13 protein-coding genes are annotated in these 16,111 nt (G+C 40.0%); 7 read left to right on the top strand and 6 right to left on the bottom strand.

Annotated elements, in window-relative coordinates:
• Positions 1-2: 2 nt before the first annotated feature.
• The gene (locus tag ACEW8U_RS09320) at positions 3-1,088 is read right to left on the bottom strand and encodes a metallophosphoesterase (protein ID WP_373521770.1); all 1,086 of its coding nucleotides are present in this window, start codon (positions 1,086-1,088) and stop codon (positions 3-5) included.
• Positions 1,089-1,151: 63 nt separating this feature from the next.
• Positions 1,152-2,075, bottom strand: a complete 924-nt coding sequence (locus tag ACEW8U_RS09325; RefSeq protein WP_373521771.1) for a metallophosphoesterase — start codon at positions 2,073-2,075, stop codon at positions 1,152-1,154.
• Positions 2,076-2,383: 308 nt separating this feature from the next.
• Here ACEW8U_RS09325 and ACEW8U_RS09330 point away from each other — a divergent pair, with 308 nt between their 5' ends.
• Positions 2,384-3,373: a D-alanine--D-alanine ligase gene (locus ACEW8U_RS09330; protein WP_373521772.1), complete on the top strand. Its 990-nt coding sequence runs from the start codon at positions 2,384-2,386 to the stop codon at positions 3,371-3,373.
• A gap of 296 nt (positions 3,374-3,669) precedes the next feature.
• Here ACEW8U_RS09330 and mnmD read toward each other — a convergent pair whose 3' ends face one another.
• From mnmD to ACEW8U_RS09350, 4 genes are all read right to left on the bottom strand, one after another.
• A complete protein-coding gene (mnmD, locus tag ACEW8U_RS09335) occupies positions 3,670-4,371 on the bottom strand; it encodes a tRNA (5-methylaminomethyl-2-thiouridine)(34)-methyltransferase MnmD (RefSeq protein WP_373521773.1) in 702 nt (233 codons plus the stop codon).
• A 1-nt stretch (position 4,372) separates the two neighbouring features.
• A complete protein-coding gene (gene ispF / locus ACEW8U_RS09340; RefSeq protein WP_373521774.1) occupies positions 4,373-4,855 on the bottom strand; it encodes a 2-C-methyl-D-erythritol 2,4-cyclodiphosphate synthase in 483 nt (160 codons plus the stop codon).
• Between the two features lie 262 nt (positions 4,856-5,117).
• Positions 5,118-6,353 carry a M16 family metallopeptidase gene (locus ACEW8U_RS09345; protein ID WP_373521775.1) on the bottom strand — a complete coding sequence of 412 codons (1,236 nt, stop codon included), beginning with the start codon at positions 6,351-6,353 and terminating at the stop codon, positions 5,118-5,120.
• A gap of 682 nt (positions 6,354-7,035) precedes the next feature.
• Complete coding sequence (locus tag ACEW8U_RS09350) at positions 7,036-7,182, bottom strand: hypothetical protein (RefSeq protein WP_373521776.1); 147 nt, start codon at positions 7,180-7,182, stop codon at positions 7,036-7,038.
• Positions 7,183-7,290: 108 nt separating this feature from the next.
• Here ACEW8U_RS09350 and bshC point away from each other — a divergent pair, with 108 nt between their 5' ends.
• From bshC to ACEW8U_RS09380, 6 genes are all read left to right on the top strand, one after another.
• Positions 7,291-8,862: a bacillithiol biosynthesis cysteine-adding enzyme BshC gene (gene bshC / locus ACEW8U_RS09355; RefSeq protein ID WP_373521777.1), complete on the top strand. Its 1,572-nt coding sequence runs from the start codon at positions 7,291-7,293 to the stop codon at positions 8,860-8,862.
• Positions 8,855-9,424: a 5-formyltetrahydrofolate cyclo-ligase gene (locus ACEW8U_RS09360; protein WP_373521778.1), complete on the top strand. Its 570-nt coding sequence runs from the start codon at positions 8,855-8,857 to the stop codon at positions 9,422-9,424. The genes bshC and ACEW8U_RS09360 overlap by 8 nt, the downstream gene beginning before the upstream one ends.
• Positions 9,425-9,503: 79 nt before the next feature.
• Positions 9,504-9,983, top strand: a complete 480-nt coding sequence (locus tag ACEW8U_RS09365; RefSeq protein WP_373521783.1) for a hypothetical protein — start codon at positions 9,504-9,506, stop codon at positions 9,981-9,983.
• Between the two features lie 877 nt (positions 9,984-10,860).
• The gene (locus tag ACEW8U_RS09370; protein WP_373521779.1) at positions 10,861-13,968 is read left to right on the top strand and encodes a SusC/RagA family TonB-linked outer membrane protein; all 3,108 of its coding nucleotides are present in this window, start codon (positions 10,861-10,863) and stop codon (positions 13,966-13,968) included.
• A gap of 11 nt (positions 13,969-13,979) precedes the next feature.
• Positions 13,980-15,425 carry a SusD/RagB family nutrient-binding outer membrane lipoprotein gene (locus ACEW8U_RS09375; RefSeq protein WP_373521780.1) on the top strand — a complete coding sequence of 482 codons (1,446 nt, stop codon included), beginning with the start codon at positions 13,980-13,982 and terminating at the stop codon, positions 15,423-15,425.
• 18 nt (positions 15,426-15,443) lie between these two features.
• Positions 15,444-15,938 carry a hypothetical protein gene (locus tag ACEW8U_RS09380; protein WP_373521781.1) on the top strand — a complete coding sequence of 165 codons (495 nt, stop codon included), beginning with the start codon at positions 15,444-15,446 and terminating at the stop codon, positions 15,936-15,938.
• Positions 15,939-16,111: the final 173 nt, after the last annotated feature.

The raw sequence follows: 16,111 nt of genomic DNA on the forward strand, positions 1-16,111 counted from the left end.
TCCTAAAAATTTATTTTCTTTCCATCCTTAAGTCCCCGATATATAGTTCCATTTTCCACAATAAGCACCTCCCCATCTTCCCCATTTTTGACACTGGAATCTACTCCGATCACTTTTCCTCCATAATGAGAACTGACAGTCTCAAAAGAGGTATGTCCGACAACAATGTGTTTTGATTTAAAGTAAGCTAAAGTTTCATCTATATCAGAGTCACTGATTTCTCCCTCATTGAAATATCCTCTGTACCATACCGGACCGTTGGATTCCATCAAAAACCAAAAATCATCCTCTTTCTTTTCTTTAGGAGGATAAGGGCCCATAATATTCTCGAAAAACATTTTATTGACACTTTTGGCAGTCATTTTTCTTTGGATAAGTTCGGGTGATATACCGGCATGTACAAATAGCAGGTCATTGATGGTAACGATGGCAGGTCGTTGACGTATCCAATGTCCCAAAACCGAATTGAATCCATAGAGTTCTTCTATCGATATCCCCATGATCTCAGCCGCCTTGATATACTTTTCATGTAGGTATCTTAGGTCATCCCGGGCTACCATCAGTTCATGGTTGCCAACCAGAAAATGCAATCTTCCTCCGGCTTTCATTGCTTGTTGCTCCAATTTGTAGGCAAGCCACAAAATCTCTGTTACTTTTTCACCACGGTCCATAATATCCCCATTGATGACAAGGTGGCCTTTGCCAAAACTCCAGTCCAAGTTATCATTGATGACACCATGGTTTTTCAATAATTCAACCATCAGGTCATATTGGCCATGGATATCGGAAATCACAACCATATTTGAAACCCGCTTGTATTTTTGTGCAGCTCCTGGACGGCTTATTAAATTACTTCTGAACAATTCTGTATCAACACCTAATCCTAATTCTTTTTCTGGAAAATCCACATTGATGTTTTTTTCCGTTTTCAATTCCCCATTTTCTACCCATTTGGCATGGAAGGATCCGTCATGCCAAAAGATATAGGGTCCTTCGGAAATCTTTGAATTGGTTTCTTGGGCAATTCCACTCTTTGAAATTGCCAATAAAAAAAAGATAAAAAGGAAGTTTTTGAGGTATCTGACCATAAGAATTCATTCAAGATAGAAAGAATTCATTAAAAATTGAAATTGATACGCCAATATAAAGGATTAAGGGAATTTGTATTTGACACCATTGATTGCACCCCGAAAGAGATCTCCTTTTTGAATGATCAATATCTCCCCACCTCTGCCGTTTTTTATGCTGGAATCTACTGCCAATACCCTTCCACCAAAAAGGGGCGTAATCATATCCACTGAAGTATGGCCTACTATGATTTTTTGAGAACCAAAATAGGCTAAGATGGCATCAAGGTCTTTTACATCGATATTATTTTCGTCAAAATATCCCCTGTACCAAATAGGTCCTGTGGGGCCAGTTAGGAAAGAAATCTCCCGGCCTTTGTTGCTACGGTTTTTGGGAGTTTTCAGAATATTTTCATAAAATATTTTATTGACATCATGGGCTGTCAATTGCCGTTCAACAAATTCTGTAGAAATACCTGCGTGGGTAAATAAAAGGCTATCTATAGTCACGATTATCGGTCTTTTTCTCAGCCAGTTGCCCAGCACAGATTCTTCGTTGTGCAATTTTTTAACAGACATTTTCATAAGACTTGCAGCCCGGACATATTTTTGGTTCAGGTAGCGCAGATCATTATCCAACAACATCAATTCATGATTTCCCAATAAACAATGAAGTCTTCCTCCTGCTTCGATGGCCTGGTCTTCTAGCAAATAGGCCAACCACAAAGCTTCCGTCACTTTGTCCCCTCTGCCCAGGATATCTCCATTGATGACCAAATGCCCTTTTCCATAAATCCAGTTAAGATTTTCGTCGATGACACCATGACTTTGCAATAGTTCAACCATCAGGTCAAATTGACCATGGATATCAGAGATAACCACTAAGTCTGTAACTCCTTTATAATCCTGATAAAAATCCGGGGTCTCCTGCATTTTCTTTTTAACTGCATCAGGATTTAATTGAAAATCAAATTCCTTTTTAAAAAATTCAGGGCTTAGAACTTCCATGCTTTTTGATTTGCCATTTTCAACCCATTTTGCCTGTAATCGGTTTTCTTTTAAAAATAAATATGGACCAGTGGAAATAGGAGGGCTTTGGGCAAAAATGCTCTTTGGCAAACAGAAAAATAATAGCAAAACTACTAAATTTTTAATGAATAAGGGTTTGGTCATCCTGTGAATATAAATGCTTTTCGCTTTAATTTCAAGACAAAAAAAACCACGCTTATGGGGGTTGGCTTTTTATTGCAGGAATTTTGGTGAAACTTTTTTTGCCAATAGGAAAATCAAGTCGGGTTTTTTTACTTTTACATCCTATGAAGAAGAAAATTGCTATTGTTACCGGAGGATATACCGGAGAGGCGGTGGTTTCCCTGAAAAGTGCAGCTGTGGTCGAGAGAACTATCGATACAGAAAAGTACGATGTCTATAAGATTCTTATTTATCCTGGCAATTGGTACCATGAAACGGCCACCGGAGATAAAATACCTGTGGACATGAATGATTTTTCTATCACACTAAACGAGCAGAAGATCATCTTCGATGGAGTTTTCAATATTCTGCATGGATCGCCGGGAGAGGATGGAAAGTTGGCAGGATATTTTGATCTGTTAGGGCTACCCTACACCACCTGTGATGCACTGACTTCTGCGATCACTATGAACAAGGGTTATACCAAAGCTATTGTCCAGGATGTTCCGGAATTATATGTGGCAAAATCTATTCAGCTTTTTAAAAACTCGGCAGTAAATATGTCAAAGGTTTTAAAAGAACTTCGGCTGCCTTTGTTTATCAAACCCAATAATGGAGGAAGCAGTATTGGGATGAGCAAGGTGAAAGAACCCAAAGAATTACAGGAAGCATTGGACAAGGCATTTGCCGAAGACAGTCAGGTATTGGTAGAAGAGTTTGTGGATGGACGAGAATTCTCCATCGGAGTATATCATGCCAAAGGCAAAACAACCGTGTTGCCCGCCACCGAGATTGTAAGCAGCAAAGAATTTTTTGATTTTGAAGCCAAATACTCTCCCGGTGTGACCGAAGAAATTACTCCAGGAAGGATGAGTGAGGAGGAGGTAAATAGAGTCAACAGTATCATTGAAAAAGTCTACACCAAACTAAATTGCAAAGGGGCTGTCCGCATTGATTATTTTCTGGAATATGAGACAGCCAAGTTCTATTTCATTGAAATCAACACCGTTCCCGGCCAAACAGAAACAAGTCTCATTTCCCAACAAGTCAAATCCATCGGCATGGAGGTCAGGGATTTCTACAATGAACTGATTGAGGAGATGTTTGAGGGGTGAGAAGCGAGAGACGAGATGCGAGAGACGAGATATTAGAGCCAAGAGCCAAACAAGATACGAGAGACGAGAAGCGAGAGACGAGATGTGAGACCTTTGATGCGCCGCAGCGTATCGAAGTCTTTTTTATAGACTAGAGATTAGAAGTGAGAAATAGTATTTTAGAGTCAGAATCCAAGAACTAAGAACCAAAGCCTGCAGACAAACGAAAAACTCATTCATCATGACTGCACACTACTCCTTATTATTTTGCTCCTTCTTCAATCCAAATCTAAAATCTTAAATCTAAAATCTACCCTTCACCCTTCATCCCTCATCCTTCCCTTCACCCCCCTCACCATTTCCTTTTTACCCGGAGGGCCGGGGAGAGTTTCTACTTCCAGGCCGAGGTCTTTTAAATCCCGCTTCAGTTGCCCCGTGGCACAGTAAGTTGCAAAAATTGCTCCAGGGTTCATGGTATCAGTGACTTTGGCGAGCATTTCTTTGGTCCAAAGTTCGGGCTGCTTATTGGGAGCAAATGCATCATAAAAAATTATATCAGTTGGGTAGAGGACAGCCTCTTCTAAAGTGATGAGGTCCTTTTTCATATTGAAATACTCAGAAATCACAGATCCTTCATTCCATGGAGCGGTATGTAGTCTGTTGAAATAAGAGGCATAATGGTAGATGCTTGTATCCACCTCTGTATAATTGAGTTTGGAATAGATCTCTTTTTCCAAGGGAAATGGCTCAATCGTGTGGTACAATACTGGAACCTTAAACTGCTCCGCCCAAACCAAAGACAGCCATGCATTAAGTCCTGTTCCAAAGCCCACCTCAAATATCCGGATAGGGTATCTTTCAGGATTGCGTGTGAACCAAGTCTCCAAACCATATAACATAAAAACATGAATCGATTCCCGGTAAGCGCCATGAAAAGAATGATAGCTTTCATTTAATTCGGGTACAAACAAGGAATGTGAACCGTCTTCTGTCGTGATGATCTTAACTTCTCTGGCCATCTTATTTGGAATAAATTAACGCCACACAATAAGCAGAAACACCTTCTTCTCTTCCAACAAAACCAAGGTTTTCCGTTGTCGTAGCCTTGATGGATATATTTCTTTCCTCAACTTCCATCACCTCGGACAGGCATTTTTTTATGGCCGGAATATGTGGATTGACTTTTGGTAATTGCAGACAGACTGTGGTGTCAATATTGCCAACTTCGTATCCCTCATTTCTGAGTAGAAGCATCACCTCTTTCAAAAGTATTTTGCTGTCAATGCCTTTATACTTCGGGTCTTTATCCGAAAAATGATAACCGATATCCCTAAGATTGGCGGCACCCAACAAGGCGTCACAGATCACATGGATCAGGACATCCGCATCTGAATGCCCAACTGCACCTTTTTCATGCTCAAGTTTAATCCCTCCAAGCCAGAAATCATATCCGACCTGTAGCTGATGAACATCGTAACCGAAACCTATTCTGAAGTTTGACATGGGATTTTAGATTTAATGATTTAGACTTTAGACACAAGACGCAAGACTAAAGACCCAATAAAAGAAGAAGACAAATGGAGTCTTTATTCTTGACTCCCTAATACCCGAGACTGCCCGGACTTTGACTCTTGTCTTCCTGTTTCTCAGAACAAGGTTTGTGTCTTAATTCTTGGCTCTTGATTCTTGGCTCTTAATTCTTGGCTCTTGTTTCTCGCTTCTCGCTTCTAATCTCTCGCTTCTAATCTCTCGCTTCTCAAACAGCCTACTTCCCCTTATAATACAACACCGAAGAATTATCTTCTCTCAATATATTTTTAGCCCAATCCAGTATTTGTTCTGCCGGGATTTGGGTTTTCTTCTCGTATTCGGTTTGGTAATAATCGGCATTGCCCAAATGTGCGTAATAGGCCAAACTCATTGCCCTGTTCAGGATCTGCACAGACTCGTAGGTTTTCATGGCCTCTGCCTGATTTTTGACTTTGGTGAGGGTTTCGTCTGAGATACTGGATTTCAGAAAGTCATGGATTACCTCATCCAAGGCCTTCTCCGCATTTTCAGCAGTCTGACCTTTTTCCATTTTTCCTGAAAATACCATAAGTCCAGGATCGATTGTTCCATAAATATAGGCGCCGATTGAGGCGAAGATATTTCCGTTTTTCACCAATTGCTGTTCCAAAATGGAAGAACGGCCGAAGCCAATAATATCTGTGATCAGATCAGACTCCAAGTAACCGTCCTGCAATTTGGCAGGCATATGATATACTTTGTATAAGGCATCTGTAGGAACATCAGTCTGTACAGTAGCAGTTTTTTTGCTGGCTTGGGGCAGTTCCTGATTGATGGTTTTCTTGGGAATTTGACCTGATGGGATGTCTCCAAACCATTTTTGGGCGAGGTGCTTGACCTGTTCCAAGGTCACATCACCTGCTACCACCATAACTGCATTGTCAGGACGGTAATGGGTGAAATAGAATTCTTCTACATCTTCCCTTTTGTAGTTGATGATGTCCTCTAAGTTTGCACCTATAGTCGGCCATTGGTAAGGATGGCTGTCAAAGGCAAGCTTCCTGATGTGATGATGAACATCGCCATAAGGTTGGTTGAGATATCGTTGCTTGAATTCCTCAATGACTACCTTCCTTTGCGTCTCAATGGTTTTTTCACTGAGGTTGAGTTGTAGCATCCTGTCTGATTCCAGCCAAAATGCAGTTTCTATATTAGCAGCAGGAAGGGTAATGTAGAAGTTGGTGATGTCGGTATTGGTGAATGCATTGCAGGATCCACCGACTTTTTCCAGTGCCGTATCAAAAACAGGAACGTTTTTGGAACTGCCGAACATCAGGTGTTCAAAGTAGTGGGCCAATCCGGTTTTGCCTTTGATCTCGTTTCTGGACCCCACTTTATACAGGATATTCAATACGGCTATTTTGGTACCATGGTCTTCATGAACCAAGACCTGCAGGCCATTATCCAGTACAAATTTTTGGTAGTTGATCATCGAAAATTTTGGGCAAAGCTAAGAAATTAAAGCAAATTTGATTGAAATTGTTTCAGGAAATGATTTCTCCCTTTGTATCCTGACTTTTCCAAAGCCTTTGCTATTTTACCCTGATCCGTTTCCCCGGTCACTGTGAGTATTCTGTCAGCATGGACAAGGTCGACAGACCAGGATTCAGACAACGGGAACCCTATTTCTTACTACTAACCCAGTACTTGGTACTTTGTACATCTTGTCCGCCGTTGCGGATTGTACCTTGTACTTCCCCATCTTCATCCTTCATCCCTTATCCTTCATCCTTTCCATCTTCCTCCATTATCATTACTACCCCAAATCTTAAATCTTAAATCTACAATCTAAAACCCCTTCCTTCCCCCTCCCTAAAGAGATTGCCACGTAGCAAGAAGGACTGTTCAAAATATCAAAGTTTCCCAAGTGCTCCCTGCAAAAATGGGCAGGCAGGCTACCAATGACGTAAATCAGAGCCGTCACTCTGACGTAAGAAGAGTCTCTACCTTAAGGCTTGGAGATCCTTCGCCTCGTACCTCGGATTCAGGATGACGAACAACAAAATGTCATTCCTTTTCTGAATGTTTTTCAAAAATGTTGGGGACTCGCAATGACGCACCACTTGATCATCCCTCACCCTTCCTCCTTCCCACTCCCCAACATCGGTCATCGGTCATCGGACATCGTCAACCCCTTCCTTCAACCTTCCTCCTTCCCACTCGCCAACATCGGTCATCTGACATCGGACTTCTACCATCCTTAACCTCAAATCTACCCACCTCCTCCCCAACTCCCCTACATAATTTTTGAAATAATTCAACGGAGAAACATACCATTCTTGTAATAAGAAAAATTATGCGAACTTTATCATTTGTTGGAAAGTTTACTTCATTTATACCCTTACAAAGAACGTTGAACCCTGAATTCCATGATTAAAGCCACTGTTGACCCTGAGTGTACCGGGCAGTTTTCATCTTTATTTTTAGATTATATCCGTCAAAAACCACATATAGCTCCTTTCTATAATCAATTCCCCAAATCAGCCAATTTCAAAAACCTTTTGGAAGGCAAAGGTTTTGATGCGGAAAAAAGAAATGTTTTGGTCAGGGAATTGGAAAAACAGTACTCGGGTTTGGAAATCTCCGAAAAGACCAAAGCGCAAATCCGGTCTTTGGCTGATGGGAAAACATTTACCGTGACCACAGGCCATCAACTTAATTTGTTTACAGGGCCATTATACTTTATATATAAAATCGTATCCACCATCAATCTGGCCAATAGGCTGAAAGAATCCTATCCCGAGTTTCATTTTGTGCCGGTCTATTGGATGGCTACCGAGGACCATGATTTTGAAGAGATCAATTACTTCAAGCTCAACGGTAAAAAGTACCAATGGCAATCAAAGCAATCCGGTGCAGTGGGGGATTTTGAGTTGGATCAATCCTTCAGGGAATTTTTCAAAGAGGTAGGTTCATTTGTTCCTGAACTTTTCAAAGAAGCATATTTGGGTTCAAAAAAACTGTCAGAGGCTGGGAGGAAATATGTCCATCACTTATTTGGGGAAAAAGGGCTTTTGGTAGTCGATACAAACACCCCTGACTTCAAGAAAATATTTGTGCCTGTAATCCAGGAAGATTTGCTGAATCATACACCCAATCAATTGGCAGAGCAACAAACCAAAAAGCTCGAAGAATTGGGATATAAAAGTCAAATCTTTCCTAGAGAGATCAATTTCTTTTATATGATTTCAGGTGTCAGGGAAAGGGTCGAAAAAATTGGTGCTATATATAAGGTGTTGAATACCGATATTTCCTTTACTGAAACAGAAATATTGGAGGAGTTAAATCAACATCCTGAAAGATTCAGCCCCAATGTCGTGCTGAGGCCTTTGTACCAAGAAATGATTTTACCTAACCTCGCCTATTTGGGAGGTCCGGCCGAAGTGGCCTATTGGTTTCAGCTGAAAACCATTTTTGATCATTTCAGTGTTCAGTTTCCGGCAGTGATGCCGAGGAACTTTGCTTTGGTCTTGGATAAATTGGCCATGAGAAAGATGGGGCAGATTGAGTTGGAGGATGAGAGGTTGTTTCAATCAGTATTGGATTGGAAAAAAGAATTTGTGAAAATCCACGCTTCGATGGAAGTAACGCTTGAAAAGGAAAAAAAGGAGTTAGCCGAAATCTTTGAGAAAACGGGTGTTAAGGCATCAGATCTTGAAAAAAGTTTAGGAAATGCTTTTGAGGCTGCCAAAGTCAGGTCATTGAAAATCCTGGATCAGTTATCCAAAAAAATCAGAAAGGCGGAGGAGAAGCGACTGAATATACAGATTAAAAGGAGAGAAGATCTTCAGGACTACATGTTCCCCGGCGGAAGTCCCCAAGAAAGGGTTGAGAATTTCATGAGGTTTTATTTAGAAGATGAAGGATTTATAGCTGACCTCTATGATCTTTTTGATCCATTTGATTTTGATTACATGATTATCAAGCCTGAAAATGGATAAGGAATCTTTACGAAACAGGTATAAGTCTTTGAGAAAAGCAATGACTCAGGAAGAGGTGACAAGACTATCGGAAAAAATCACCACTTCTTTTTTGGTATTCCTTTCCCAAAAACCAGACATCAAACACATTCATATTTTTTTCTCAATCAGACGATTTAATGAAATAGATACTTTTCCGCTTTATCATCAACTCAACAAAATGGGGTATAATCTCTACACCTCCGAAGTCAATGTGACCAAAGATTCATTGGACACCTTGAATTTGGAGGAAGTCACAGATTTTGAGGAGGATGGATGGGGTATACCAAAGCCCATTGGGGCAAAGCAGACCGAACCTTCCCAAATCCAATTGGTTCTGATGCCATTATTGGCTTTTGACGAAAACGGAAACAGGTTGGGATATGGTAAGGGATATTATGATAAATTCTTAACTACTTTGGATGAAAGTGTATTGAAGTTAGGTTTAAGCTTTTTCCCGCCTGAAAGCCGAATTCCGGCAGATGAACATGATATTGGGCTTGATATTTGTATAACTCCTCAACAGATCCACCATTTCAAATGATTTTTAGTGAAATCATCGGCGAATTGGTTTTCTTTGCGAAATTATTTTAAACAAGTTTAATCCATTTAGAAAAAGCATGATGAAAAAAGTTATCGTATTATTTGTATTCATGGTGTCCATGGCTTTTGTCAATGAAACCATGGCCCAGTACAACACGGCTATTGGTCTTAGGGCCGGTTCAGGCAATGGCCTGACTGTCAAACATTTCGTTCAGGAAAATGCCGCTATCGAAGGTCTCCTTTACACAAGATGGAGAGGATTTCTGGTGACAGCGCTTTATGAAATCCACAATGACATTGCAGAGGTCAAAGGACTTCAGTGGTTTTATGGAGGTGGTGCGCATATTGGTTCATGGAATGCCGGAAACCATAACACTCCTTGGGGTGACAGGAACACAAGTTATACCATCATTGGTCTTGATGGTATCATAGGTTTGGATTACAAGTTCACAGATGCACCCATCAATTTGTCCTTGGATTGGAAGCCTGCGATCAATTTTGGTGAAAGAGGCGGGTTTTGGGGAGATGAAGTAGCACTTTCCATTAGATTTGCATTTTAATCAAGCTTTTCCAGCCAGATTTTAATATCCCAGTAGGCTGACAGTTGGAGGGTCTTTTTTTAAGGCATTCTGAATTGTCTATTGCTGGGATTTTTCTGTTTTTTTTATTTACCAATGCCAAGATATACAAAGTTTTTTTAGAATAATTTTTTGCTATCAGCTACCAATATTCCCAGATGTAGATTTTGAATTAGTTTAATTTTGCCGAACTCCAGAAAGAGTTCCGTTTAATTTTAATATTTCTTTCTTAAACAAATAAATGATTGTCTTTATATGAAAGAAAATTTGTAATTGATTGATTTTTATGAAAAATTGCATTTTATCCAAAAAAGGATACCCCCTTATAAAAAAGGAAGATTCTTTTCACGTTTAGTCGTCTTCAATAAAAAAAGTTAAAATATTTTAAAATATTTTTAAAGTGAAGATAATTTAAAGCGAGTATTATTTTATGTTATTCTTAAAATACGGTATTAAAAGCAAATAAATATTAATGATATTGAAAAAAAGACAAGTAATTTAATCAAAAACAAAATTAAAGTTTTTTTTCTGAAGTGATATATTATAGTTCAACCAAATTTATTTTTGAATTATCGATTTAGGTAGAATGAAATTTTTAGATTTCTTAACATTAGGTTAACATAATTTTGAAAATAGCAACACAATAATAAGATAATAAAAAATGAATAAAATAATATTAAAAATAATAAAGGAATAAAAAATTTAATAATAAAAATAAATAATTAAATAAAGTAATTTTTTTAAGATATAAAATATAATTTATATATAAACAGTCAATAAAACCGATTTTTTTGAAATCTAATTTTTTCCCTATTAATTCGCCAATAAATCAACTAATTATTAACTAAAAGTTCATAGTATGAAGAAAGTTTTACTATGTTTTGTTTTGTCTCTGTTTACAGCAATCTCTGTAATGGCACAAAGCAGAACAGTCACTGGTAAAGTGACATCGACAGATGATCCTGATGGGATCCCTGGTGCGAACATTCTCATCAAAGGTACCGCATTGGGAACGGTAACGGACCTTGATGGCAATTTCTCACTGGAAGTTCCTTCGGGAAGTAATATTTTGGTGTTCAGTTTTGTCGGCTACAATACACAGGAAATTCTCCTTGAGGGAAGATCAATTGTAAATGTGATCCTTCAGGCCGATTTCAGAGCATTGTCCGAAGTGGTGGTTACCTCCCAAGGTATTGAAAGAGATGAAAGGTCACTTGGCTATTCATTGCAATCCATCAAAGGAGATGCACTGTCCCAAAGGTCAGAACCAAATGTTTTGAATGCTTTGCAAGGTAAAGTTGCAGGTGTCAACATAGGTGGTTCTTCAGGAAGTGCAGGAGCTTCAACTAACATCAACATCAGAGGTATCACCTCATTTACCGGGAATAACCAGCCTTTGATAGTTGTGGATGGTATCATTTTCAGTAATGATACGGATAATACCCAAACAACAGTTTTCGGTTCTCAGCCGGGTAATAGGTTGAATGACATTGCTCCGGAAAGCATCGCCTCCATGAGCATTCTGAAAGGTCCTGCAGCAGCGGTACTTTACGGTTCCAGAGCTTCCGCAGGTGCTATTATTATTACCACCAAAAGCGGTAGGGGATTGAATGACAAGACAGAAATCACAGTGACTTCTTCCTTAAACCTTCAGGATCCAATAGATTATGCTCCTTTACAAAATGATTACGGTCAAGGAACACAAAATAATTTTGTTCCTACATCCACGGCTTCTTGGGGTCCACGATTTGGTACTCCGGGCTTTGACACCGTAGTGAATTCTCAAGGAGAAACGGTTCCTTACAGAGCATTTCCAAACCATTTCCAAGAATTTTTCCAAACAGGAAGGATTTTCCAAAATGGCATTAACATTGCCTCTGGAAATATCAATGAAAACTATGTATTGAATATGAATACCACCAATCAGGAAGGTATTATCCCGAATACTGGTTTTGATAGGTATAGTGTTCAAGTGGGAGGAAATAAAAAACTACAGAATGGAGTGCAAGTCGGAGGCACCATGACGTATGTGAAATCCAAACAAAGAGCAGGTACAGCAGGTAATGGTGGTTCTGCCTTAGGTCAGATTACCCGTATTCCAAGATCTTTTGATTTCTCTGGCAGACCATTCCAGGATGAATTGGGAAGAAGCATTTATTACAATCCAGCCCAGAATCACCCATTATGGAGTACTGAAAATGAACTTTTCGACCTTAATGTAGACAGGGTTTTCGGAAACATTAACGTTGGGTATGATTTCGCAGATTGGTTGAATGTTACTTATAGGGCCACAGCAGATACTTACACTGACAGAAGAAGGCAAACCCTAAGACTTGGATCAGCCAGAGCGCCTCAGGGCTCATTGAATGAAGACCTTTTGTTCAGGTCGGAATTGAACGGGGATTTGATGATCACTATGAAAAAAGCAAATCTATTTACGGAAGGATTGAGTGCTAATTTGCTACTAGGGCAAAATATCAACCAAAGAGATTTCCAGAATATCAGGGTAGTGGGTGAATCATTGACTATCCCAGGATTTGACAACGTTAGCAATGCATCAGTATTTACCAATTCAGGTGAATCCCAAACAAGAAGAAGACTAGTGGGTTACTATTCACAATTGACCTTTGATTACCAAGATTATCTGTTCTTGGAATTATCAGGAAGGGTTGATCAGTCTTCGACACTGCCAGCAGGTAACAATTCCTATTTCTATCCATCCATGGCTGTAAGTTTTGTTCCTACTGATGCATTTAACCTTCAGTCTGACGTTCTTTCCTATGCGAAAATCAGAGCAAGTGCGGCAAGAGTTGGTAGAGACGCAGATCCATATTTATTGCAGTCTGTTTTGGTCAGTGCCGGTTATGGTAACAACGTGGCCAATATCAACTTCCCGATTTCAGTAGCAGGTGGTAGTATCCCAGGATTTACTCCTGCTGGTAGAATAGGAAGCTTTGACTTGACTCCTGAATTTGTCACTTCTTATGAGGTAGGGTTAAACTTAGGTTTGTTCAATAATAAATTCAGTTTGGATGTTGCCTACTTCAATACCATCAGTACCAACCAAATCTTCAATGTGGCGGTATCTCCTTCTACAGGATTTGATACCAGAACCACCAATATTGGTGAAATGACCAACAAGGGCTTGGAAGCAGTATTGTCTTCTACCATCTTCAATAGAGGCGACTTTACCTGGGATGCCAACTTGAATTTCACCCGAATCAGAAACAATGTGGTTTCAATTACAGATGGAGTTGAAAATTCAGGAATTCCTCCAGGGGGTTTCGGTGGTATCACATCCTCCATTGCCGTTGGACATCCTTATGGGGTAGTTATCTCTACCGCTTTTCCAAGAAATGAAAATGGTGAGCTTTTGGTGAATCCAGTTACAGGCGGTTATGCACCTGGAGTACCGGGGTCGGTGATTGCAAATGTACAGCCTGATTGGTTGGCAGGTTTAGCCAATACCTTTAGGTACAAAAATGTGACATTCTATGCGCTTTTAGATGCGAGATATGGAGGTCAACTTTATTCTTTTGGTCAAGTTGATCTTAGAACCGGCGGTCATATTGATTATACAGGAGTAGATAGAGACCAACCTAGAATATTGCCTGGAGTAATCGCAAATGGAGATGGAACTTACAGACCGAATAATATCCAAGTGCCTGCGCAGACTTATTATGGTAGCTTAGGTGGATTGGCTTCTGAAGGCGCGGTTTTTGATGCCACGGTTTACAGATTGAGAGAGGTTGCATTAAGCTATGATCTTCCTGCAAGATTCCTGAGGTCCACACCATTTGGACAGGCTTCTATAGGTATTTCTGGCAGGAACCTGTTGTTCTTTGCTCCAGGCTTCCCTGCAGATCCTGAAGTCAATACTCAGGGTGCTGGAAACATCCAAGGGATGGATTTGAGCGGAGCACCTCAAACGAGAAACTACGGTGTTAATTTGAGATTTACATTATAATGAAGGGAAAAATGAAAAAGTTATTAACATATATAGGAGCAGCAGCTTTGCTTACTTCCACGGCTTGTTCGGATTTTCTGGATATCAACGAAACTCCCAACAACCCGATCACTGCAACACCGGATGTGTTGTTGCCTACTGCTTTGGCAGGTTCTGCATTTGCCAATGCAAATGAATTGAACAGATTTGGTTCTACCATTGTCAGCGTTACAGCTGGTGCAGGAAATGCTCCTGCAGCTTATGACATATATAACCTTGATGGTGCAAACTTCAATAATCAATGGAGGTTTGAGATTTTCAATGGCGCATTGATTACTTATGAGACTTTGATTACATCTGCGGACGCGGTCAATTCCTCAAGTTACAAGGGGATTGCCAAGATTATGAAAGCTTACACATTTGCTTTGACTACAGATGTTTGGGGAGATATTCCTTATTCTGAAGCTTTGAGAGGTTCAGAAATCACCCAACCAAGACTGGATTCTCAGCAGAGCATCTATTTGGGTGGTGATGGCATCCAAAGCTTGTTTGATTTGGTCAGAGAAGGTTTGGCAGACCTTAATGTAGCTTCTAATATCAATCCTGGTATTGATGATCTAGTTTATGGAGGAAATATCGATAACTGGAAAAGAGCAGGTAATTCCTTATTGTTGAAATTGGCAAACACCATTTCTAGGGTTAATCCTGATGCTGCAAGAGAGGTAATCAATCAAGTGATCAGTGGCAACAATTACATTGTGGCCAACAATCAGAACTTGAATGTCAGGTTTGGTACTTCTGTTGGAAGTAGATCTCCCATTTACGAATGGACTTATGTTTCCCTATTCCAAAATGACATGTTGATCAGCACGAGATTTGTGGATTTGTTGCAAGGCAAAAATGATCCAAGGTTGGATATCTTCGTTACCAAACCGACTGGAAGTTTTGTAACTATCGACAATGGATTCAGAGGCACTTTACCTCAGCCACAAAGCTCTTGGTCGAGATTCAGTTCTTATGTAACAGGTGCTTCAGGTGAAGGTCCGGTAAGACTGGTTACCAATGCGCAAACAGCTTTTATTTTGGCTGAATCTGCATTGACTTTGGGAACTACAGGCAACGCTCAGGAATATTTCCAAGCAGGTATCAGGGCTTCCATGACAGATGCTGGAATGACAGCAGAACAGATAGTTGCCTATTTCGCTTCAAACGCAGATGAGGTAACGTTAAATGGCAGCGCAGCTCAAAATCTAGAGAAAATCATTACTCAGAAGTATATTGCTTTATATGGGAATGGTCTTGAGCAATGGAATGACTTTAGAAGAACCGGATATCCTGTACTTCAGGATCACCAAAACGCTGTGGGTATAGACGGAACCAGACCGGTCCGTGCACAGTATATCAATGAGGAGATTGCTCGTAACCCTAATTTCGAAGTGGTTCTTCCTAATGTTAGAGTTTGGTGGGATATTGATTAATCATAAATGAATAAGAATATGAAAAAGACATTAAATATATTCATGACCCTATTGGTTTCATTGGTTATGGTTTCCTGTGAATCTGACTATGGGATGTTCAACAGGGATAACAGACCGGAAATTCCATTGTCATTTACCAATACAACCTCCTTCGGTTTTGATCCTTATGTAGAGGTCACCAACGTCGGAACTTCACAAATTGTATTTGAAATGGAAATACCTGAGAATTCAGGTAGAACAATCAGAGAAATCACGAGAGTGGCTGCTGGTGCGACTGCCATTAACCCCGGTACCTTAAATACTGCCGGTGATTATATGACAGCACCTATAGCAGGACAAGGTAACAAAGTTATTTTCACTACTACACTAGAAGAGTTTAGAGCAAAAAGACCAGGAGTGGCCATTACCATTCCAGCAGGAGGTTTTGCGGAAATCGCATTTATCTTCTTGGTCACCTTGGACAATGGTGAAGAAATAGTCTCCATGAGAGCTAGGGCTAGAGTAAAAGCCTAACATATTAATAACCTATTTAAAAAAAGCCCCTGAGAAGGGGTTTTTTTTTGGCCTAACCAATGACAGAATTCTTCGCTGTCGTCACCCTGATCCCGATGGCTATCGGGAGAAGGGTCTCTCAAGGATCAGGAAATGATAAATATGAACATAAATAGAACCTTTTGAGATTCCTC

Source organism: Aquiflexum sp. (assembly GCF_041751335.1).
Classification (GTDB): Bacteria; Bacteroidota; Bacteroidia; order Cytophagales; family Cyclobacteriaceae; genus Aquiflexum.